The following is a 20,572-nucleotide window of genomic DNA, read 5'->3' as shown; positions in this document are numbered from 1 at the left end:
GCGAACAGGAAGAAGAATTTGATCTGCAACAGAGCTATAGTCAGATATACTCTCAGAGTATGCGTTCTCTACAAAGTTTTACCTTCTACATCTACTTTAATTTAATTATTGCCATGTCTTCTGCTACTAACCTATTAATTCGACAAGCCAGAATACTTTTACCTACTGGAGAATTTCTGGTGGGAGATGTAAAAATCTCAGATGGGAAAATTGTCCAGGTTGCATCGGATCTTAGCACCAATATAGATGAAACTGCCGTTAAGATTATCGACGCGGCTGGTTTAACTTTGTTGCCGGGGGTAATTGACCCGCAAGTACACTTCCGCGAACCCGGACTAGAATACAAAGAAGATTTATTTACGGCTAGCTGTGCTTGTGCTAAGGGTGGGGTAACGTCGTTTCTGGAAATGCCCAACACTCGGCCTTTAACCACTACTCAGGCAACTTTGGATGATAAACTACAACGCGCCGCCCAGAAGTGCTTAGTTAATTATGGCTTTTTTATGGGGGCGACAGCAGAGAATTTACCAGATTTGTTGACAGCTAATCCGACTCCAGGGATTAAAATTTTTATGGGGTCAATGCACGGTCAGTTATTGGTAGACGAAGAAACAGCGTTAGAGGCGATTTTTGCTAAGGGAAAACGGTTAATTGCTGTTCATGCGGAAGATCAGGCGAGAATTAACCAAAGAAAACAAGAGTTTGCTGGTATAACCGATCCAGCTATTCATTCGCAAATCCAAGATAACCAAGCGGCGCTGTTAGCAACGCAGTTAGCTTTAAAACTTTCTAAAAAGTACGAGAGACGTTTACATATTTTGCATCTTTCCACTGGGGACGAAGCTTTATTGTTGCGTGAAGATAAACCCAGTTGGGTAACTGCTGAAGTCACGCCGCAACATTTAGTCCTTAATACGGAAGCTTATCAGCAAATCGGCACTTTAGCGCAGATGAATCCGCCTTTGCGATCGCCAAAAGACAACGAAATTCTCTGGCAAGCATTACGGGATGGCGTAATTGATTTTATCGCTACAGATCATGCCCCCCACACTTTAGAAGAAAAAGCCAAAGGCTACCCAAATACGCCATCTGGGATGCCAGGGGTGGAAACTTCTTTGCCAGTAATGTTAACTCAAGCGATGCAGGGAAAATGTACAATTGCCCAAGTTGCTAACTGGATGTCTACGGCTGTGGCTCAAGGTTATAAGATTCCTAATAAAGGTGCGATCGCTCCTGGTTACGATGCCGATTTAGTGTTGGTAGACTTAGATAATTATCGCCCTGTTTTGCGCGAAGAATTACAAACAAAGTGCGGTTGGAGTCCCTTTGAAGGTTGGCAGTTAACTGGATGGCCTGTTATCACTATTGTCGGCGGAAATGTAGTTTATGAACGAGGGAAATTATTTACAGAAATCCGAGGTAAAGCTTTAACATTTGATGCTTAATTAGCTCAAATTTAAGGTAAAATCTCCCAGAGTAATCAGTTTAGCTATCCGCCGATCGTCGGGAGTATAAATCAATTGGATTTGCAGGTAATTGTTCGGCATATAAGTCAACTTTTCTGCCCATTCAATTGCCACAATTCCCAAAGAAAACTCCCCACCTTCCCAGTAAGATTCTAAATTCAATGCTTCTACTTCTGGTGGTGACAAACGATACAAATCAAAATGATACAGAGGCAAACGTCCTTCGGGATACTCATTAATTAAAGTAAAAGTAGGACTAACTATGGGATCGGAAATTCCTAAACCTGCACCAATTCCTTGAACTAAAGTAGTTTTGCCAGCACCTAGATCGCCCGACAATAAAATTACAACACCAGCAGTAAGATTGCGCCCTAACTTAATTCCTAGCTGACGAGTTTCTGCGGCATTTGCTAGGAGAATTTCCTGTGATTTAAACATCATAACTTATGGAATCCCATAATTGATTCTGATTGAGCGCGACTATACCAACGGAGTAAAACCCTAGCTAATCGTGCGGAATCATGGCGAACTAAACCAGTTTTTTCGTCTTCATAGATAATGTTAGAGAGAACTATCCGCCGACCTAATAAATTGATCGCTTCTCTATCTAAGTAAACCGGGTGAGAATCTTCTTGGGCATAGCGAATTAAAGCTTTAGCCGAAGGAATTTTCCGCTGGACTAATACAGCATTAAATAGTTTTTTACCACAAGCTTTGTCGATCGCATTAATATGATCGGAAACCGTGTAACCTTGAGTTTCTCCTGGCTGAGTCATCATGTTACAAACATAGATGCGGGGAACTTTCCGTTGGGCGATCGCATCAGCAATTTCTGGTACTAATAAATTAGGAATAATGCTGGTATAAAGACTGCCCGGGCCAATAATAATATAATCAGCTTCTTTGATTGCCTGAACAGCCTTGGGTAAAGCCGGAGGATTAGCAGGGATACAGCCAATTTTGACTATTTTACCCATTGCTTCCGTAATATGAGACTCGCCCTCCACCCGTCGTCCATCTTCCAATTGAGCCCACAGACGAACATCAGAAAGTGTAGCAGGTAAAACGCGACCTCTTACTGCTAATACTTTAGAACTTGCGGCGATCGCCCGTTCCAAATCTCCGGTAATCTCACTCATCGCCGTCAAGAACAAATTACCAAAACTATGTCCCACCAAACCATCCCCAGCGCTGAAGCGATAGCGAAACAGTTCCGTTAACAACTTCTCCTCATCCGCCAAAGCAGTTAAGCAGTTGCGAATATCTCCCGGAGGTAACACCCCAATCTCGCGCCTTAACCGTCCAGAAGAACCCCCATCATCAGCTACCGTAACAATGGCAGTAATATTAGCGCTGTAAGCCTTTAAACCCCGCAATAAAGTCGAAAGTCCCGTACCACCGCCAATCGCCACAATTTTCGGCCCGCGATTCAACTTCCGGTGGGTAAGCAACACATCAATTAGTTCTTCATCTCCACTCGGCTTCAGGACTTCCGTAATCGAATTTAAACTACGAGTATGACCCCAAAAAATCAACAACAAACCGCCACCAATCACCAATGGCCCACTAATGTAATTGGGAACGATCGTGGTAATCTTCTCTAAAACATCGTTAACTAGTTGAATCAAGCGGTTAATGGGAGTCAGCTTCACCCAAATTGCCAAACCCAAAGTTGTTAGTAAAACACCACCAGCACTAATTAATAACCAGCGTTTCACCAACAAGCCAGGAGCCAACCATTTAAACCACCTGTTAAACCGCCTGTTAAACCGCTCAGGTGTGCGACTGCGGGATTCATTCGACAGGAAAAGCAGTGCTTGTTTGAATAAACCGATTGACATGACTGATTCAGAAATAAGGAATTAGGAAATGTGTGTCAGACGAGTGTATAGTAAAAATCTTTGGCTTTTATGTGAAAATATTTCGCGGCTCCAATAGATTTGTCTAGGTACTTGTACCAGAAAAGTCCCCTATTAAGCAACTGTTAACCCCTATACAATTGGGGCAAGTAGCTACCCAGTTCAACAAGTTCTGTAGTTATATCCTGAAAATGAATATGCTTGGCATACAGTATTTCATGATTTTAGGAATTCTAATATAAAATTTTTGTTTATTTATTTAAAAATAGGATAAAGTTTTTGTATGCAGCAGAGAATTTTAGGATTAGATCCGGGATTAGCGGTAGTAGGATTTGGGCTAATTGTTTGTGAAAATTCTTGGCAAGTTCCCGCAAAGTTAGTAGATTTTGGGGTAATTAAAACTTCAGCCAAGACTCCGATCGGGGAAAGGCTATGTACAATTTATGAAGATTTAAATACGATTATTAAAGAGCTAGAACCAGATTTAGTTGCTATAGAAAAACTATTTTTTTATCGCATGGGAAATACGATCGCAGTCGCCCAAGCCAGAGGAGTACTAACTTTGGTATTAGCACAACATAAATTACCCACAGTTGAATTCACCCCCGCAGAAGTTAAACAAGCATTAACCGGAATGGGAAATGCAGATAAACTTGATGTCCAGCAAGCAGTAGCGAGGGAATTGAATTTAGATTACATTCCCAAACCCGATGATGCCGCTGATGGACTAGCTTTAGCGATTACAGCCTGGTTTAACGGAGAATAAAGTGTTGAGTGTTGAGTGTTGAGTGTTGAGTTTTAAGTTACGCAAAAAGTTCTGAGTTTTAAGTTGTCTGTTTGAACCCCTCTGCCCCTGGAGCCCCTCTGCTCCTGGAGCCCCCCTGCTGCCTCAACAAGTAATTTAAATGGTTAACAGATTAGACAACGGGTGCGACAGGACTCGAACCTGTGACTCGCAGCTTAGAAGGCTGCTACTCTATCCAGCTGAGTTACGCACCCAAGTATACGTTTGCTTATATTATCAAAATTTGTGGGCTTTTGTCTGGTCGAAACCGAAAATTTAGTGAAAATTCGGAGATGTTAGCAGGGTAAATAGAGTTATTGGGCATAATAAGCAAGAGATAGTCAAAATCATCTAGACTGTCATCACAAAGCAAGTAAGAATTAAAGATCTTAAGAACTAGAGGCAGGGATACTTGCACTTCTGGTTTTGAGGGGGAAAGGCGCAAGAGTCTATCTGTGGCACCGAAAAGTGTTAGATAGGATAGTGTGTAAGTTGCGATCGCTGCTTGAGCCGCACCTGTAACACCAGCATTCTGCATTTAAAGCTAGTCTCTGGGAGGTTACGGTTCTCACTTGCTGCACCCCCGGTTCTGACAGGAGTCAATCGCCAGTGTCATGTTTATTTTGAAACGGCAGGATGTTGAAATATCTAGCATTCAGCACCCCAAACGGGATCAGCCAATACCGATTCTTAATTACCAAGGGCAAACCTTTCGCCTAATCAGTGTGTTTAGAGCCAACCAAGAGGAAGAAGCCAAAGCCTTTTGGCGGGATCTAACAGATAACCGAGGTAAAGCCTGTGTATTATTGGAAGAACCGGAAAGATTCAGTGTTTGGGGCAAAATTCGCCTAGATCAGCTAGGCAGCGATGGTGCTGGTGATGCTAAAACGACGACCCTTACCCAAGCTTGTCTTTTGCTGCTCCAAGCAGTAAGTATAGACATTGAGGATATTTTAGGTAACAAGCAAGCGGGATTATTTGAAAAAAATCTCATTGAAGTTTTCCAGCAGTGGCGCTTCCCCCAGACTGAATCAGCAGCAGCAGTAAAGAACTTGCTGTCAATTGATCCGTTGAGTACTAACCAACTTCCCGCTTGGGAAGAACATCATCTGATTACCCTGTTGCGAGAATTGCATCGTCTTGGTAAAGAATGTTTTGGGAATAACAGCTTTGTGAGTCGCGCAATGGATGCCCTAGAAGACCTGCAACCTCCAGAGCGCAGCCTGTTTGTCAGTTGGCTGAATCAAACTCCGGTTGTAGGTAAATTGTGGCAATAGCTGATGAAATGCTCCATCAAAGTTACTATGACTTATGTGGGCATTAATCAATATGCTGTTTAGTAGTAGTCTGTTGAGTGCAATAGCTCTCAAAGTTTATTCAGGTTGTGCTTTCCATTCCCCAGCTATTTTGTGAACCGCTATGAGCAACATTTCGGATAAATCATCTAGTCCTAAACCCCTGTTCTCAGTGAAAACGATCGTCATCGCTGGCATTGTTTGGGCTGTTCTGGCGCTGTTGTTCTTTTTACTGTTTAGCATTACACCACCAGGGGAGGAGCGTCCGAAATGGTATTTAATCGGCACTTATATTTTTGAACAGGCGGCTTTCCTCTTTGCAGCTATACTCTGCTTTAGAAATTGGCGCAGTCCTCAAATTGTCAGTGGTCGTCAAGTCTGGCTGGGAATAGGTTTGGGGATGCTGTTCTATTTTTTGGGCAACTTTTTATTTGGTTTTTGGGAATTAGTTTGGCAACTTGAACCAGATGTCTCTTTGGGAGATCTGTTTTTTATCGGTACTTATATTGCTCTGGCTTGGGGCATGATCCAAGCAGTAGTGGCTCGCAGGTTGAATTTGGAGAAATGGCAATGGGGAATAGTGGTGGCGATCGCTTGTATTGGTATAGCCTTAGCTTATTGGGTGACTACCTTGGGTAACACATCTGCTCAAGCCGAATTCCTACCATCTAGCAATAACGTCGCTTTGGTTGCTCAAGCTTCTCCTTCGCCAGCGGCTGCACCACCCGCTGCTAAACCCCCAGCTGCCAAAACCCCAGAGGCTAAACCAACTCCCCCACCAGCCACAAACGTCACGCCAGCTGGAGCACCAAAACCAGTTGCCAAGCCTACTGTGGCACCAGCAGCAGTTCCAGAAGCAACTACATCAGCACCAGCTTGGATTGTCGCGATCGATGAACAACTTAAACCTTTTGCTACGCCAGTCGGTCTATTTTATGTAGTGGCAGATGTCCTGCTATTAATCATTGCCACAATGCTACTATTAGCTTTCTGGGGAGGACGTTTTTCTCAGTCTTGGCGGATGATTGCGGCGGCTGCTTTATCTCTGTACATTGCAGATATGTGGTTTAAATGGGCAGAAAAACAACCAGATTATCAAAGTGGTTCTCTGCCAGAGGTTTTTTGGGTGTTCAGTGGAGTGTTGTTTGCAATTGGCGCTGCCTTAGAATATGACACATCGACATCAAGCCGTTCTCGGCGTTCTGGGGCGCGTAAAAGGGGTTAGGGGAAGTAAACTATAATGGCTAAAAAATTAACTCAAAAAGATAAGTCGGAAATTCTTAAGTTGTATTACAACCCGGAGGAGACAACTTCTACTCTGGCGGTACGCTATGGTGTTAGTCACTCCACAATTAGTCGGTTGCTGAAAAGTACTTTGTTGCCTGATGAATATGAAGTTTTGATCCAACAAAAGCGATCGTCTCGCGGACAAAATGTTGCTGATGTTCCTGAACCGGAAGTAGTAGAAGAACCCACGCCGGAAAAACCGAAACCAGTACTACCTCAACCAAAAAAGGTTGTTAAAGAAAAAGAACCAGAAGAACTAGAAGAACCAGAAGTTTCTCCAGAAGTAGAGGTAAGTTCTGCCAGACGTTCTAGAAAACGTTCTTCTGCTGTTGCTTCACCAGTGCATGAAGTGGAAGAAGAATTGGCAAATAAACCTGCTCCTCCACAAGTGGAATTCTCCGAAGATCCGCCAGAAGTACAGACAAATGATGAATTGCTTGATGAAGCATACAATGCTGATGTCAGCACTATTAGGGAAATGTTGGGTGAAGATTTGCTCGATGGCGAAGAAGATTTGGATGATGAAGATGATGATGATTTAGATGATGATGAAGATGATGATGATTTAGATGATGATGAAGTGCTACTAACTCCGAGAAGAAGAGTGCAGATTGGCGCTTTGATTCAGGTTTTACCACTCTCGGAAGCTTCTTTCCCTAGACCATGTTACTTGGTGGTCGATCGGGCAGCAGAATTAATTACCAGACCTTTAAGGGATTTTGGTGATTTGGGTCAAATTCCTAAAGACGAAATTCAACAAAGAACTCTGCCTGTGTTCGATAATCATCGCATCGCTAGACGTTTTTCTAACCGGAATCAACGGGTGATTAAGGTTCCTGATGGTAGAATGCTGCAAAAAGCTAGCCCTTATTTGAAAGCGAAAGGAATTACCCGCTTGCTCATAGATGGGCAAGTTTATTCTTTGTCGCCAAATTAAATTTAAATCTGAGCTTTTTCTGGAATTAAGCTGCTTTGGAGAAGTTTGGTTCTCACACAAAGCAGCTTAGTTTTTGTTAATAATAAATGAAATTATGAAAATATTTGTAACGCTAGGTGGTTTGGCGGACAACAAAGGAAAAATTACATAGTAAAATTTTAATTAAAATCCAAGTATTTAATCGTATTAGTTTTGTCTTTTTAATTTTGGATAAAGCTGAATTGTAGTTGTGCAAAGCATTTTAAATTATCAAAAACTAATTTACGGTTTTCCTGTTCGATGCTCTTTTAGTTGGTGTAATTTGTTTGACTTTTGTTGGTAGTTGAGAATTGAAGAGGATTCCATAGTTAAAGAGAAAGGGGCAGAATCATTATGGAAGTTAGTACTTTATTAGAGCTTTATGAACAAGGAAAAAGAAATTTTGCCGGAATAGATTTAAGCGGCACTAATTTGACGAAAGTTAATTTAAAGGGGGTAAATTTATCGGGAGCAAATCTAAGAGGGGCGAATCTGGCTCATGCTTTGCTGGATAAATCAGATTTGAGTGGTGCTTTGTTAAATTGGGCAAATTTGAAGTTTGCTAAATTGGGTGAAGCTAAGTTAGTTGATGCTGATTTAACTAAAGCGGAGTTGAGAGGTGCTTTTTTGGTAAAGTCTAAGTTACCAGGGGCAAAGTTGAGTGGTGCTAATTTGAAGGGGGCTAATTTCCGATCGGTAAATATGTGGGGCGCAAATCTTTGTGGCGCTAATTTGCAAGGAATTAATTTGCGAGGTGCTAATTTAAGTGGTGCTAATTTAAATTGGGTGAATTTTGAAGCTGCAAGATTAATCGGCGCAATGCTTTATGGTTCTTCTTTTAGTGGGATTAATTTCCAAAAAGCATTTTTGAATGGTTTAGATTTGAGTGGAGTAGATTTGGCTACTATTAATTTAAGTGGTGCTAAATTAATCGGGACAAATTTAGAAGGGGCGAATTTAATTGGGGCAAATTTAAGCACAGCAATTTTGCGGAATGCCAATTTAGCAGGAGCAGATTTAACGGGAGCAAATTTAGTTGGAGCTTGTTTAGAAAAGGCAAATTTAACTTGGGCAAGGTTGAATCAAGCTGATTTAACGGATGCTGATTTAACGGATACAACGCTGACAGGTACAAATCTTGAACATTGTAGGCCCAAATGTGCGTTTACACCCCAAAAAAAAACTAAATTCTATTTCGCTTTACCCCAAACTGCGCTACATTTTGAAGCAGCAGAATTAAGGGTTGCAGGTAATGAGTGAGAGTTCAGAAATTCAATATGGTGTAGTGTTGGTAACAGCACCTTCCCAAGCTGAAGCGGAAGAGATAGCCCAAAGTTTAGTAGAGTCTAAACTCGCCGCTTGTGTCAGTTTGGTGCCAATTAAATCCATTTACACTTGGCAAGGTGAGTTGTATAAAGAGGAAGAATGGCAACTTTTAATTAAAACTGATTTGGCAAAGTTTGAAAGTTTGGCGGCGAAGGTGAAAGAGTTACATTCTTACGAAGTTCCTGAAATTATTGCTTTACCTTTGCTTGCTGGGTATCCGCCTTATTTAGCTTGGATTTCGGAAAATGTCCATTAGTTTTTTTATTAAACCGCAGAGGCGCAGAGGACACAGAGAAGAGAAGGAGAAAAATTAGCTGTGTTGTTGAAGTTTTTATGTGATGAAGATTTCTGAGTCAGAAATTGAAATTCGCTTAGTTGCTAATGAAGTTGAACTAAGTCAGATGTTCTATGTGCGCTGGCTGGTGTTAAGAAAGCCTTTGGGAATGGCGTTAGGTACTGAGCAGGATCAATATGAAGGGAATTCTTTTCAGTTAGTTGCGGTTTTTGGCGATCGCATTATTGGTTCAGCTAGACTGCGAAAAGAATCAGAAAACTTGGGAATTATTTCTTTTGTCGTTGTTTTACCAGAATTCCGTAATCAAGGTATCGGAACAAAACTAATAGAAAAGTTAATCGAAAAAGCACAGCAAGAAAATTTGCACGTTGTGAGATTAAAATCACGAATTACAGCAATAGACTTTTATAAAAAAATCGGTTTTTCTGAACAAGGTGAACTATTTGAATTTCTGACAATTCCACATATAACTATGGAAATAAAGCTTTAATAGCTAAATGATGTAAATTAATTTCACTATACTATTTATATTAGTATCACTGAAAAGGAGTTCTACCATGAGTTATGCTAAAGCTCAGGGAGTGCGTTGGACTACCGCAGATATAGAGCTTTTACCGGAAAATGAAGGTACGCGCTACGAAGTTGTGAATGGGGATTTGTTTATGACGAGAGCGCCTCACTGGAAACATCAACGTACTTGTTTTAATGTTTGTCAAGAACTTGAATCTTGGTCGCGTTCTAGTGGTTTAGGGCAGGCGACTATCACTGCTGGGGTGCTTTTTGGTGAGTCAGATGATGTGATTCCTGATGTGGTTTGGGCGAGTAATGAAAGATTAGATTTACTATTAGATGATGCGGGACATTTGACTGGTGCGCCTGAGTTGGTGGTAGAGGTTTTATCTGCTGGTAATGAGAATGTGAGGCGAGATAGAGAAGCAAAATTGAAACTTTATTCTTCGCGGGGAGTTGAAGAGTATTGGATTGCTGATTGGCGGTTGAAAAAAATTGAAGTTTATCGCAGAGAAAATGCGCGGTTGGTGTTAGTGGCGACGTTGATTAATGATGATGAATTAACTTCGCCTTTGTTGCCTAGTTTTAGTTGTATTGTGTCGAAGTTTTTTGTTTAGTACTGGGTAAATATCTTGGCTGGAAGCTTTTATAAAAAAAGTATTTAACACGAGGAATAGAAAATGGGACGTTACGATAATCTCAGAAAAATAGAGCAATTAGATCCTATTAAGGATCATTCAGAAATTGTGAAAATTATGGTTAGTTATGAGTTTCCTTGGGACTTTCAGCGAAGTTACATTGAATTAGGTTTAGCTAAGGCGTTTGCTAGTCCCAGAATAGCTAGTTTAGTGGCAAAGCGAGGTTACACACAGGCACATACTCAGAAGCGTTATGATGATAGCTCAATTATGATGTTTGAGATGATCAAGCATGGCTATGATAGCGAACAAGGTCGTGCTTGCATTGAACGAATGAATTACATTCACGGTCATTTTAAGATCAATAATCAAGATTTTATTTATAGTACTGCTGCTTTAATCGTAGAACCTATTCACTGGAACGATCGCTTTGGCTGGCGAAGAATGTCAGAAAAGGAACGCTGTGCATGGCTGAACTTTTGGCTGGAGATTGGTAAACGAATGAAGATTAAAGATTTACCTGATTCTTTAGAAGAAATAGCTCGTTTTAAGCAGGAATATGAGGATAAGTTTGTTTATAATTCTCCGGCTACTAAAGAATTGTATCACTTGTTTGTTGGCTTAATTTCTAGTTGGTTTCCCTTGGTTCCTAGAGGGTTGGTTGAGTTAGTATTTCGTTGTATTTTAGATGAGCGATCGCTAAAAGCTTTTGAATTAGAAACGCCTCCAGTTGCAATCAAAAACTTTGTCGAATTTTGTTTGCACACACGCGCTTGGGTGTTGAGTTTTTTACCTGCACGCACTAAGTCTGGTTTATTTGTCGATCGTCCTTCTCGTTCTTATCCTGCTAATAATTATGATGTGGCAAAATTGGGGCCAAGTGATGAGAATTTGAAGAAGAAGATTTCTGGTTGAGTTTTAGAGAAGGTAGGTGTGGAGGGTGCGATCGCATTTGGGCTAAAACTACCAGTCTTCCATTGCCTTCAATAGTTCCTCAATAGCAGTATTTATATCAACTTTAACTTGGGGTATGTACTGTTTCCACCGCCATTCAAGAGCATCTTTTTTCGGATGGAAATCTTTATTCTTAGGCAGCCTCAAAAGTTGTTTGTCAAAGTCTTTGTAAGCAGGTAATAAGCTAGAGGCAAAATGCACAGTCATTGTCTCTGGGTTAATCGCAACTAGGTAGAGATCAAAGAGAGTGTGAATATCTGCACGTAGTAACAAACCATTTGAAGGGTGATTGTTTTCTGTTTCAGAATAAGGAATAATGTGGGCTGCTTCTAATGCCTCTTTTACATGGCATCCACTAATAGCGCAGCAATTTTCGTAAGCTTCAAGTAAATTCTGGCGAAACTTTGTTTGTCCTTGTCTTCGAGCAATAGATTCGATGATTCGGAATCTAGCTTCCTCTATACTTTTTGGGTAGTAATATCCCTCAGTATCAAGATAATTTTGAGCTTCGGCAATATTACTAATTTTTGTAAGAATAGTTTGCTGATTTGGATCTAATATTTTCTGATTTTCTTCTGAATTAATTATTTCTAAGTATGTATTTGCAATCAATTTTTTCTCAGGCTTCCCAGCTTTTCTTTGACGGGTAAATGGAATAATGTATTGATGCTTTTCTAGGGTCTCATGGAGATTTTCACCCGATGTCAATTCAACACACTGAAGAGTAGCTTCTTGAAAATTAGCTCCTTGCATTTTTTCTAAAGACGGTAATCTAGTTTCGTGGAGTTTAGCTCCTTGAAAATTAGCTCCTTGAAGATTAGCTCCTGTTAGATTTGCCCCTGCCAGATCTGCCCATTGAAGATTTGCCTTTTCAAGATTAGCACTAGTCAAGTTTGCTCCTCGAAGGTTTGCCTGCTTAAGATTTGCATCTTGAAGGTTTGAACAAGTGAAGTTTGCTCCCTGAAGGTTTGCCTGCTGGAGATTTGCCTTTTTCAGATTTGCCTCTTGCAGGTTTACAATTTCTCGATAATAATAATCATTGTTCCATAGAATAGCTCCTTGAAGATTTGCCTCTTGTAAGTTAGCGCTACATAGGTTTACCCCTAAAAAAGAAGAATAGCTCAAATTTGCATTTTTTAAATTTGCTCTTCGGAAATCTGCCTCTTTGACAACTCTATGTATAAAATTCACATTCCTTAAGTCTCTATTCTGAAAATTTCGATTTTCCTCCTCATAAGAGAGCCAAAATTCATCATTCTTTATTTTTTTGTTCGTCATAGCTTCTCCTTTAGACTCCAAAAAATGATCGCTCCTTTTCAACTTTAGCTAATTTTGGGAGTGCGTTCACGAAGTGTGCGCGTAGCGCGTATCGCTCTCTCTGGAATTCAACTAGTTAGAAAAGTGCGATCGCGCAAATTGCCTAACAACCTATCCAATATACTGTTTGACAAATTCTTCTGGCGTTAAGCACTCAAAATCCCCTGTCTGCTTAACCAAAGCACCAATTAACTTATGATTAGCAGAAATAAAACATTCTGCTTTACCAGTTTTAGCAGTTAAGTAAACGCCTACATCTTCACGGGGAATTACTCCCAACGCTTGCACCCTAGAAAACTCATCCCAGTCAAGTAGTACATAACAAATATTGAGATTCTGCCAAATTCTCCCTAATAATTCACCTCCCCAATCTTTATTCTGTAACCGTTTTGCTACTCGCAATATTTGAGCAAACAATTCTTCAGAAACCACTACCTCAACTGCACTTATCTTTTTTTCTCTAAATCCGATCCATTCTAATAACTGACTTTCGTAGCTAGAGCGATCGGCAGCACCAATAATGTAAACATTAGTATCTAAAAATATGCGTGAAGGAGTAACACTCATCAGTTACCTTTATGAATTATAGTGATATTAATTCACAGATTATTTTGACGTTCAGTAGCTATTTCCCGTTTAATTTCTTGCACCAAATTGACAATCTTTTCGTGTGAATCATAACCTGCTTCTCTCAGTGCTTCCTGAAACTGCTTTTGCAAATCATCAAAAGGCATAAGTTCACGTTGAGAATATTCACGCATCCCAAGTAATTCTTCAAAAGCATCGACACCTAACAACACTGCTTTTGCCTTTCCATCAGCTGTTAAAATAATCAGTTCACCTGTGTTGGTAGCACGATTCACAAGTTCAGTGAGTTGTTGGTTAGCATCTACAATTTTTACAGTGTTCATTTATATTTATAAAGCTTTGAAAACACCAAATAAATTAGTTAATTTTAAGATAGCACAAAACGGATTTTCTGGTTGAGTCAGGGTAAGAGGCGATCGCTCCCTCTCAAAGCTAATTTTGGGAGTGCGTTCACGAAGTGTGCGCGTAGCGCGGATCGCAAAATTAACAACCTCAATCAAGTTTCAATTGCAGGATTCTCCAATAAAACATTACATTGTCTTGCTGCTTCAGCGAGCCTATTATCAATAGTAGCCAGAAGTAATCCTTCCCTAATTGCTAATTCCAAATAAGCCGCATCATAAGCAGCCAGATTATACTGACGAGACAATGCTAAAGTAGCATCAAGTGATTGTTGAGAACTATCAGTATCAACAACAATCCTTAAAGCTCTTAACCTAGTTAATGCTTCAGTTGTGTTAGCCTGTGTTATCCGTCCTCGACGTTCAGCAACTAGCAAAACGTTAACAATTTCTAGCCAAAAAACACCAGGAACAACAGCTTCATTTTCTGACATAAAAGCCCAAATAGCGTTGGCGTATGGATTATCTTCATCAGCCATACACCAACTAATAGCAACTGAACAATCAAGCACAAACTGCATTAAAATCTCCTACCCTCTTCTCGCATTTCTCGAATAGACATTCCAGTAGATGAAATTTTTTTAATTTCTTTCAGTTCGGCTAGCTTTTGTAATGCTTTTTCTCTATCTATTGGTGGAAGTTCGCTGATATCCTGTCCCGCATGATATGCGATTTGCTGACGCATTTTTTCAGCTTTTTTGAGGATAATTTCCTCTTTTGATAAAGTAGATGAGGCTGCTGTTTCCAGGATGTGCTTTAATTCTGCTTGGAGCGATCGCCCATTCCTCTGGGCAAGCATTTGTAATTTCTCAATAACCTCTGAATCTAAATCTTCAATAATAACTTGCGCCATTGTTTTTTCCTCAATATTATTCTGAAAAATAACCAGCTTTGAGACGGTTAATAATCAGGATTTGTTTGTGCATTATTTTAAGGCAAAGGTGGAACGGAAAAGTTAGTAAATAACTGCACGTTATAAGGTGCATTGGTGAGAGTATTTACTAATCTTTGATCTAATGTGAGTAAAGGGGCGCTGACTCGGTGAGAAAGCGCAACATAAGAAGCATCATAAGCAGAAATTCCGTAAGCTATGGCAATATTAACGGCTTCTTCCATTAACTCAACCATAGAAACAACTCGGAAAGATAAGCTTTTGAGAGTAGCTAAGTCTGCTTGAACTTCCACAGCCGTATACATTCCAGCGCGGACGTATTTCCAGAAAATGTTGCTGACTTCAATATAAAACAGGTCTGGAATATAGATTTCTGTGTTCGAGATGTTCGAGTGTGCCAGAAGTTGATTAACTTTCGGAGTCAGCGGATCGGCAATAAATTGCTTGATGCCGACGTTGGCATCGATAACACACTGTAAAGGGTTGCTCATCTTTCTCGATCCTCGCGAATGAGTTCGGTACTGTCGGGTAGTCCGAAGTCTGCTGGGTTAAGACGACGGCGTTTGTCAAGATCGGCAAGAATTTGCGGGACTGCTTTGCGGCGTTCTTCCCAGGTGGGATCTGTTTCGGGAGAGATGAGAAATTTTAGGGGAAGTTGGGGTTTTTGGATGGCTTCTTTTAATAGGTTGATGATTTGTTCGTTGATGGTTTGATTGTTTTGGCTGGCAAGTTGTTGCAGTTGTGCCATTAAGTCATCGGGTAGGTTTTCGATGGTGAGTGTTGCCATAATTTACCTCTACTGTTGCTTACGGTTACTCAACGAGTTACCAGCAATTTTAGCCTGGTAACTTCCAGGGTAACTTCTCATGGTTTAATGGATTGGGTAGGTAAAGGTGATTCGCTAAAACCTTGATTTTGAAAAAAGGTACACAGTTAGGTAAAGGATCTGATTGGGAAAGTATGGTAAAAAGATCTGATGGATTGTATTTTAGCCATAATTACTTTTTAGAATATTGGTTATTAAGGTTAAAGGATAATGCTAAAGAGATATTAGAAAATATAGGAAGAGATAAATATGTTTTACTAAGTGTAATTGATGAAAATGATCCAATACAGTTTGCTCCAATAGAAATATTAGACAAAACTACACGATGGAAGTACCCTGACGATATAGCTGTACATAAAAAAGAAATAGATGTATTAGTTAGTCTTTATAGAGATAGTAGTATGTTCCAACTAGGCTTTTTAGTATATTTTTTTAATGGACATGATATAGGTGATATTGTTTTTGGTAATACAGATGAAACATTAGATCCTATGAGGTTGTATAAATTTAAACATAGTGGGATTAGACATTTTCTCGATTTGTAATAAAGGAGTTTTAACAATGGGAGAATCAGAAGAATGCTTGCTTAGTGTTCGCTATTCCAGAGTTACTGGAGAAGAGTTGTAGAAAATTTAAAAGCCGATAGTGGGATTTGAACCCACGACCAACTGATTACGAATCAGCTACTCTACCACTGAGCTATATCGGCACAATTATTAATTATATCACAACTTACCGAAAATTTACATCGATAATCTTAACTGGGAACCGTTGGGAGTTTTGTTGACTTCGATTCGCGCTTGGAAGGCTTCTTTGAAGTATGGCATGTGGGTGACGGTGAGGATGCAGGCGAAGTCGTTGGCGATCGCATTTATCGCTGCAATTAGGCGATCGCACCCTTCCTGATCCTGTGTTCCAAAACCTTCGTCTACAATCAGCATTTGTAAGGCTGTTCCTGCACGTTGCGCTAACAGTCTTGCTAATGCTAAACGAATGGAAAAGTTAATCCGAAATGCTTCGCCACCGGAATATGTTTCGTAAGCACGAGTACCCCGCGCATCTGCTATTAAAATATCCAGGGTATCAATCATTTTGACTTCTTTTTTACTTGATGTTCTACCGCTTTTTCCTGCTCTTTGGGTGACGAATTGAACGTGCAATTGATTCCCTGTAAGTCTCGCCAATAAAGAGTTTGTTTCGGCTTCTAATTGCGGTAAAATGTTCTCAATCATGTAAGCTTGAATGCCTTTTTTACCGAAGGCTTCTGCTAAAGAGCTATGTACTTTGTATTGACGTTTCGCTTGTTGTAATTGGTAATTTTGCGCTTGATATTGTTGATTTAGGGCTTCTAAATGCTGTAATTGTTGTTGCAAACTTCCCATTTGACGCAACTGTTCTTCTAATTGCAATTTTCGCCATTGCATCTGCTGTTCTATGGTTTGAATTTCATTGATTGTGTTGGGAATTTGCTCTAATTGTTTGATGATATTGTTAATTTGTAAGTTAGCAGTTTCTACGTCTTGCGATCGCACTTCCAACACACCCGCTAACTCTTGACAGCGTTGGCGAATTTGCGGATATTGTTGTTGAGCCGCAATCAATTGTTGATAGCGCATTTCCCAATTCCGCGCTTGACGCACCGCAGTTCTTACAGAGTTGTACTCGCTTTCTTTATAAGCAATTTCGGCGATTTTCTGGTTAATTGCCGCAATTTGACGCGATAATTCGGAATCAGTTTGCTGTTGCTCAATTTGGCTTTGAATTTCTGCGATTTCGGCGTGAAGTTCAGGTCTTCTGGCGGTAATTTGCGTTTGACGACGTTGCGCTTCTTTGATTCTATCTTGCTTAATTTCCGCCCAGCGCCATCTTTCGACTTCATTTCGGGCTAAAGCGTGGTTTTTCTCATCGTAGCTCAAGTTTTGTAACTCTTGCTCTAGTTGGCGGAGTTCTTGCTGGACTTCTGTGGCATAATTTCCAGTGGCTAGCGATCGCTCAAGTTGCTCAACTTCCGCCCTCATTTGTTGCAAACGTTGTTGTACGTCGCCTGTCGCCTGAAGTTGGGCTTGCAATTCTCCCCTTTGTTCCCGTAAATTATCATAAGGAGCTAATTCTTGGGATAATTGGCGATATTCTCCGCGAAGTACCTGGATTTCTCGTTCGCAGACTGCCAATTGCTCTCGGATTACCCAAAACTCTTGCTGGATTTCCTGGTGTTCGTTTTGAGTTTTGTGTACGACTCGATTCCAGTGGTGTTCGTCGAGGGGGCGATCGCACAATGGGCAAATTGCGTCAGGATTTTGCAACATATCGATTTTTTGCTGCAATTCTCCGAGTTTTTGCTCACATACCCGTTGATTTTCTTGCAGACGCTCCATAAAGCTGCGTCTTTCTAAACCTTTCTCCTGCACTCGCTGTTGGTAAACCCGCTTTTTCTCCAACTGATCGATTTGCGTCGCCACTTCCATGACTGCTTGTTGCAGTTTTGGTTGACGTTGCTGCTGTGCTTGCAATTGGTAAGCGGAAGCGGAGATTTCCTCTAACCTGGCACTGAGTTTAGCATGAGTGCGATCGATCTGGTTTTGCAACTGTTGACGACGCTGTAACAAAGGACTAACTTGCAATTGCAATTCATCCAATTGATTTAAGCGAATTCGTGCTTGTTGTAATTTCGCTAAAGCTGCTTCAACTTCGCCAGTTTGATTTAAAATTTGTTGGTTTTGTTGTTCCTGTTTATCTAACTCTTGTAACTGCGTTTGTATCTGACGCAATTGCAGATTTAACTCGTTAATTACCCCGGTTTGTTGTTCTTGTAATTTGCGCTTTTGTTCAACTGCTTTTTGATGGGCTTGAAATTTTCCAGCTAAAGCTTCTTCCTGAGATTGTAAGTTTTGAAAATGAGCATAACCAGCAGTTATTTCTGCTTCCTGACTCAGGAGATTTTCTAATTCTTGTTGTTGCTGTTGACTACTCGCCAAATCTTGCTGGAGTCGTTCAATATCTCCCCGGAGATTCTGATATTGTTGTTGTTGCCAAGTTAGCTGTTGTTCCCAAGTTTGGCGCTGATGTTGTAGAGCTTGTAACCTTTGCAATTCATGATTATCAGCAGCTTGGGCTTGTTGGAGAGTGTTGATTTGAGCTTCTACGATCGCTTGTTCTTGAGCAATGACATCTCGCTGCTGTAACTGAATTTTAATTCTATCTAAATCCTGCTGAATTTGATCTGCTTGTCCTTTAAATTGACGGGATAAATCTTTGGCTTTTTCCGCTAATTCTTCATATTGACTAAGTTTCAACAAATCTGCTAAAATTTGCTTGCGTTCAGTGGGTTTTCTGAGCATGAATTCATCGGCTCGACCTTGACGCAAATAAGCGGAATTAATAAAAGTATCGTAATCTAATCTCAGGTGTTCGGAAATTAATTGCTGAGTTGAACGCATTCCCCGTTCGGTTAAAGCGCGATAACCTGTAGGGGTTTGTACCTGAAATTCTAAAGTTGCGCCTCCGCCTCGACGACGCGATCGCAAAACGCGATAAACTGCTTGTTGATGTTCAAAAACGAAAATCACATGAACCTCATCCGCGCCAGAGTGGATGACATCATCTTCAGTCGCCGCCCGACTTTCGCCCCAAATCGCCCAAGTGATAGCTTCTAACAGGGAAGATTTTCCCGCCCCATTTGCGCCACAAATGCAAGCGGTATGCAATCCCCGAAAATCCAGGGTTGCTTTACGATAGCTGAGGAAGTTTGTTAATGAGAGTTGTAGAGGAATCATGCAGGCTGTTTCGCCGTACCTTTCTTTATTTATTAATAGCAGTACATTTGCACTTTTGCATAGTTAAATTGTAAAACTATTAACGTAAATTGCTAGTTATTAGCCCAGACGTTTGAGATCCCCCTAAATCCCCCTTACCAAGGGGGACTTTGAATTTTGAATCCGAGAAGTTTGAGATCCCCCTAAATCCCCCTTACCAAGGGGGACTTTGAATTTTGAATCCGAGAAGTTTGAGATCCCCCTAAATCCCCCTTACCAAGGGGGACTTTGAATTTTGAATCCGGTTCCCCTTTTTTGTAAGCGGGAGAGTTTAAATCCGGTTCCCCCCTTGGTAAGGGGGGTTAGGGGGGATCTAATCAACAATTTATGTAACTAGCAAATTAAATTATTAGTTAATATTTAGAACAATTGCTAAGGCGGCGCTAATTTCTTCCATAATTGTTTCGGGAAGGGTTCCTATCTGACGGAGAAATCTTTCTTGGGAAAGTGAACGGACTTGAAAAGTATCTACTGCTGAGGTTTTTGTCAGATTATTTTCGGCGCTAGGTTCAATTCTCACCATCCAATCTCTATTAATATATCGGTCTTGCCATACAGTAATCGGGACGGTAACTTTAAGAGGTAAAATTCCAATTCCATCATCACTGATAATTACTGCTGGGCGAGTTTTACCTATTTCTGCACCCACAGTAGGATCAAGTGTAACTAACCAAATTTCACCCCTAAGCATTTTTTTCTAGTCCACCACCGGGAATTTCATCCTCACTTTTATAATATGGTTCGCTGTCAGGCGACCAGAGATCGTATAAGCAACCTCCTGGCATATAATCAGGAATTGCATCCTGAACCGCAGCAGCAAGTTTTTCCTCTCTTTCAGCTTTGCGTTTGGCTTTTTCTGCTATCTCTTCCCGCATCATTCTCGAAGCAGCTTCGATAATTTCTAAGCGTTCATCAGTTGTCATTTGCTTGAGTACTTGTAAGATTTCGGTTTTTGTCATGGGTTTTAGTTGGTAGTTTGGGGAGAATATGAGGCACTTTAATATTTTAAATTGGGTGGGGTGGGTGCGATCGACTCCACAAACTTTTAGCAAATGTGAAATAGCGTATCGAACAGAAATTTTGTAGGGGAGAAGCATTCGGGCGACAATTTACGCCACTCAACCAAAATATGAATATCCGAATGCTTCGCCCTGTCTTAGCGGAAGATTGGAAGATTGTAAATACAGGTTATCTGCGGGGGAGGGTGAAGCATTTGGGTACAAGAATGGCTCTTTCGGGTTAATGGGGAAAAATGTTCATAAATGTTACAAACCAGGGAACGGTGCGTTAGGCACGGGAATTTATTGATGGATTGGAATGCTGAATTTATCGCCCGTGCCTAACACACCCTACGATTAAATAAGATT

At 40.7% G+C, this 20,572-nt stretch carries 23 protein-coding genes and 2 tRNA genes; 11 read left to right on the top strand and 14 right to left on the bottom strand.

Annotation, left to right across the window (positions count from 1 at the left end; genetic code table 11):
• Nucleotides 1–113: 113 nt before the first annotated feature.
• Entirely contained in the window at nt 114–1,445 is a 1,332-nt protein-coding gene (locus tag ACE1CC_RS10050; RefSeq protein WP_413270346.1) for a dihydroorotase, read from the top strand.
• Here the strand turns inward: ACE1CC_RS10050 and tsaE are convergent, their stop codons facing one another.
• Both tsaE and ACE1CC_RS10040 read right to left on the bottom strand, forming a co-directional pair.
• Entirely contained in the window at nt 1,446–1,907 is a 462-nt protein-coding gene (gene tsaE, locus ACE1CC_RS10045) for a tRNA (adenosine(37)-N6)-threonylcarbamoyltransferase complex ATPase subunit type 1 TsaE (RefSeq protein ID WP_413270324.1), read from the bottom strand.
• The gene (locus ACE1CC_RS10040; protein WP_413270323.1) at nt 1,904–3,307 is read right to left on the bottom strand and encodes a gluconeogenesis factor YvcK family protein; all 1,404 of its coding nucleotides are present in this window, start codon (nt 3,305–3,307) and stop codon (nt 1,904–1,906) included. Before ACE1CC_RS10040 ends, tsaE begins: the two co-directional genes overlap by 4 nt.
• Before the next feature lie 301 nt (nt 3,308–3,608).
• Here ACE1CC_RS10040 and ruvC point away from each other — a divergent pair, with 301 nt between their 5' ends.
• Nucleotides 3,609–4,091 (top strand): crossover junction endodeoxyribonuclease RuvC, encoded by a 483-nt coding sequence (ruvC, locus tag ACE1CC_RS10035; protein ID WP_413270322.1) that lies wholly within the window; start codon nt 3,609–3,611, stop codon nt 4,089–4,091.
• Between the two features lie 159 nt (nt 4,092–4,250).
• Here ruvC and ACE1CC_RS10030 read toward each other — a convergent pair.
• Nucleotides 4,251–4,324: transfer RNA gene (locus ACE1CC_RS10030), tRNA-Arg, on the bottom strand.
• A gap of 399 nt (nt 4,325–4,723) precedes the next feature.
• Here ACE1CC_RS10030 and ACE1CC_RS10025 point away from each other — a divergent pair.
• The 8 genes from ACE1CC_RS10025 to ACE1CC_RS09990 all read left to right on the top strand — a co-directional run bounded on the left by ACE1CC_RS10025 (nt 4,724) and on the right by ACE1CC_RS09990 (nt 11,330).
• Nucleotides 4,724–5,386: an Npun_F0813 family protein gene (locus tag ACE1CC_RS10025; RefSeq protein WP_413270321.1), complete on the top strand. Its 663-nt coding sequence runs from the start codon at nt 4,724–4,726 to the stop codon at nt 5,384–5,386.
• Nucleotides 5,387–5,528: 142 nt separating this feature from the next.
• Nucleotides 5,529–6,629 (top strand): hypothetical protein, encoded by a 1,101-nt coding sequence (locus ACE1CC_RS10020; RefSeq protein WP_413270320.1) that lies wholly within the window; start codon nt 5,529–5,531, stop codon nt 6,627–6,629.
• Between the two features lie 15 nt (nt 6,630–6,644).
• Nucleotides 6,645–7,628 (top strand): transposase, encoded by a 984-nt coding sequence (locus ACE1CC_RS10015; RefSeq protein ID WP_413270319.1) that lies wholly within the window; start codon nt 6,645–6,647, stop codon nt 7,626–7,628.
• Nucleotides 7,629–8,000: 372 nt separating this feature from the next.
• Complete coding sequence (locus ACE1CC_RS10010) at nt 8,001–8,906, top strand: pentapeptide repeat-containing protein (RefSeq protein ID WP_413270318.1); 906 nt, start codon at nt 8,001–8,003, stop codon at nt 8,904–8,906.
• Nucleotides 8,899–9,228, top strand: a complete 330-nt coding sequence (gene cutA / locus ACE1CC_RS10005; protein ID WP_413270317.1) for a divalent-cation tolerance protein CutA — start codon at nt 8,899–8,901, stop codon at nt 9,226–9,228. Before ACE1CC_RS10010 ends, cutA begins: the two co-directional genes overlap by 8 nt.
• An 82-nt stretch (nt 9,229–9,310) precedes the next feature.
• Nucleotides 9,311–9,757 (top strand): GNAT family N-acetyltransferase, encoded by a 447-nt coding sequence (locus ACE1CC_RS10000; RefSeq protein ID WP_413270345.1) that lies wholly within the window; start codon nt 9,311–9,313, stop codon nt 9,755–9,757.
• Nucleotides 9,758–9,824: 67 nt separating this feature from the next.
• Entirely contained in the window at nt 9,825–10,394 is a 570-nt protein-coding gene (locus ACE1CC_RS09995) for a Uma2 family endonuclease (RefSeq protein WP_413270316.1), read from the top strand.
• A gap of 63 nt (nt 10,395–10,457) precedes the next feature.
• Nucleotides 10,458–11,330 carry an oxygenase MpaB family protein gene (locus ACE1CC_RS09990; protein ID WP_413270315.1) on the top strand — a complete coding sequence of 291 codons (873 nt, stop codon included), beginning with the start codon at nt 10,458–10,460 and terminating at the stop codon, nt 11,328–11,330.
• Between the two features lie 48 nt (nt 11,331–11,378).
• Here ACE1CC_RS09990 and ACE1CC_RS09985 read toward each other — a convergent pair whose 3' ends face one another.
• The 7 genes from ACE1CC_RS09985 to ACE1CC_RS09955 form a co-directional block, all read right to left on the bottom strand.
• Nucleotides 11,379–12,647 (bottom strand): pentapeptide repeat-containing protein, encoded by a 1,269-nt coding sequence (locus ACE1CC_RS09985; RefSeq protein ID WP_413270314.1) that lies wholly within the window; start codon nt 12,645–12,647, stop codon nt 11,379–11,381.
• Between the two features lie 150 nt (nt 12,648–12,797).
• Complete coding sequence (locus ACE1CC_RS09980) at nt 12,798–13,253, bottom strand: PIN domain-containing protein (protein ID WP_413270313.1); 456 nt, start codon at nt 13,251–13,253, stop codon at nt 12,798–12,800.
• Between the two features lie 32 nt (nt 13,254–13,285).
• Complete coding sequence (locus tag ACE1CC_RS09975; protein WP_413270312.1) at nt 13,286–13,597, bottom strand: type II toxin-antitoxin system Phd/YefM family antitoxin; 312 nt, start codon at nt 13,595–13,597, stop codon at nt 13,286–13,288.
• Nucleotides 13,598–13,770: 173 nt separating this feature from the next.
• Nucleotides 13,771–14,196, bottom strand: a complete 426-nt coding sequence (locus ACE1CC_RS09970) for a type II toxin-antitoxin system VapC family toxin (RefSeq protein WP_413270311.1) — start codon at nt 14,194–14,196, stop codon at nt 13,771–13,773.
• The gene (locus ACE1CC_RS09965; protein WP_413270310.1) at nt 14,196–14,528 is read right to left on the bottom strand and encodes a FitA-like ribbon-helix-helix domain-containing protein; all 333 of its coding nucleotides are present in this window, start codon (nt 14,526–14,528) and stop codon (nt 14,196–14,198) included. The genes ACE1CC_RS09970 and ACE1CC_RS09965 overlap by 1 nt, the downstream gene beginning before the upstream one ends.
• Nucleotides 14,529–14,605: 77 nt before the next feature.
• Nucleotides 14,606–15,058 (bottom strand): type II toxin-antitoxin system VapC family toxin, encoded by a 453-nt coding sequence (locus ACE1CC_RS09960; protein ID WP_413270309.1) that lies wholly within the window; start codon nt 15,056–15,058, stop codon nt 14,606–14,608.
• A complete protein-coding gene (locus ACE1CC_RS09955) occupies nt 15,055–15,354 on the bottom strand; it encodes a FitA-like ribbon-helix-helix domain-containing protein (protein ID WP_413270308.1) in 300 nt (99 codons plus the stop codon). Before ACE1CC_RS09955 ends, ACE1CC_RS09960 begins: the two co-directional genes overlap by 4 nt.
• Before the next feature lie 128 nt (nt 15,355–15,482).
• On the opposite strand from ACE1CC_RS09955, the gene ACE1CC_RS09950 reads away from it, so the two are divergent.
• On the top strand, nt 15,483–15,938 hold the full coding sequence (locus ACE1CC_RS09950; protein WP_413270307.1) for a hypothetical protein: 456 nt from the start codon (nt 15,483–15,485) through the stop codon (nt 15,936–15,938).
• A gap of 92 nt (nt 15,939–16,030) precedes the next feature.
• Here ACE1CC_RS09950 and ACE1CC_RS09945 read toward each other — a convergent pair.
• The 4 genes from ACE1CC_RS09945 to ACE1CC_RS09930 form a co-directional block, all read right to left on the bottom strand.
• A tRNA-Thr gene (locus tag ACE1CC_RS09945) sits at nt 16,031–16,102 on the bottom strand.
• A gap of 34 nt (nt 16,103–16,136) precedes the next feature.
• Nucleotides 16,137–19,166, bottom strand: a complete 3,030-nt coding sequence (sbcC, locus tag ACE1CC_RS09940; RefSeq protein WP_413270306.1) for an exonuclease subunit SbcC — start codon at nt 19,164–19,166, stop codon at nt 16,137–16,139.
• 388 nt (nt 19,167–19,554) lie between these two features.
• On the bottom strand, nt 19,555–19,896 hold the full coding sequence (locus ACE1CC_RS09935; protein ID WP_413270305.1) for a type II toxin-antitoxin system PemK/MazF family toxin: 342 nt from the start codon (nt 19,894–19,896) through the stop codon (nt 19,555–19,557).
• Nucleotides 19,889–20,164 carry a hypothetical protein gene (locus ACE1CC_RS09930; protein WP_413270304.1) on the bottom strand — a complete coding sequence of 92 codons (276 nt, stop codon included), beginning with the start codon at nt 20,162–20,164 and terminating at the stop codon, nt 19,889–19,891. The genes ACE1CC_RS09935 and ACE1CC_RS09930 overlap by 8 nt, the downstream gene beginning before the upstream one ends.
• Between the last annotated feature and the right edge of the window lie 408 nt (nt 20,165–20,572).

The sequence above is a fragment of the Floridaenema aerugineum BLCC-F46 genome (genome assembly GCF_041929345.1).
In the GTDB taxonomy this organism is placed as follows: Bacteria; Cyanobacteriota; Cyanobacteriia; order Cyanobacteriales; family Aerosakkonemataceae; genus Floridanema; species Floridanema aerugineum.
This window is presented reverse-complemented; position numbering and strand designations above follow the sequence as displayed.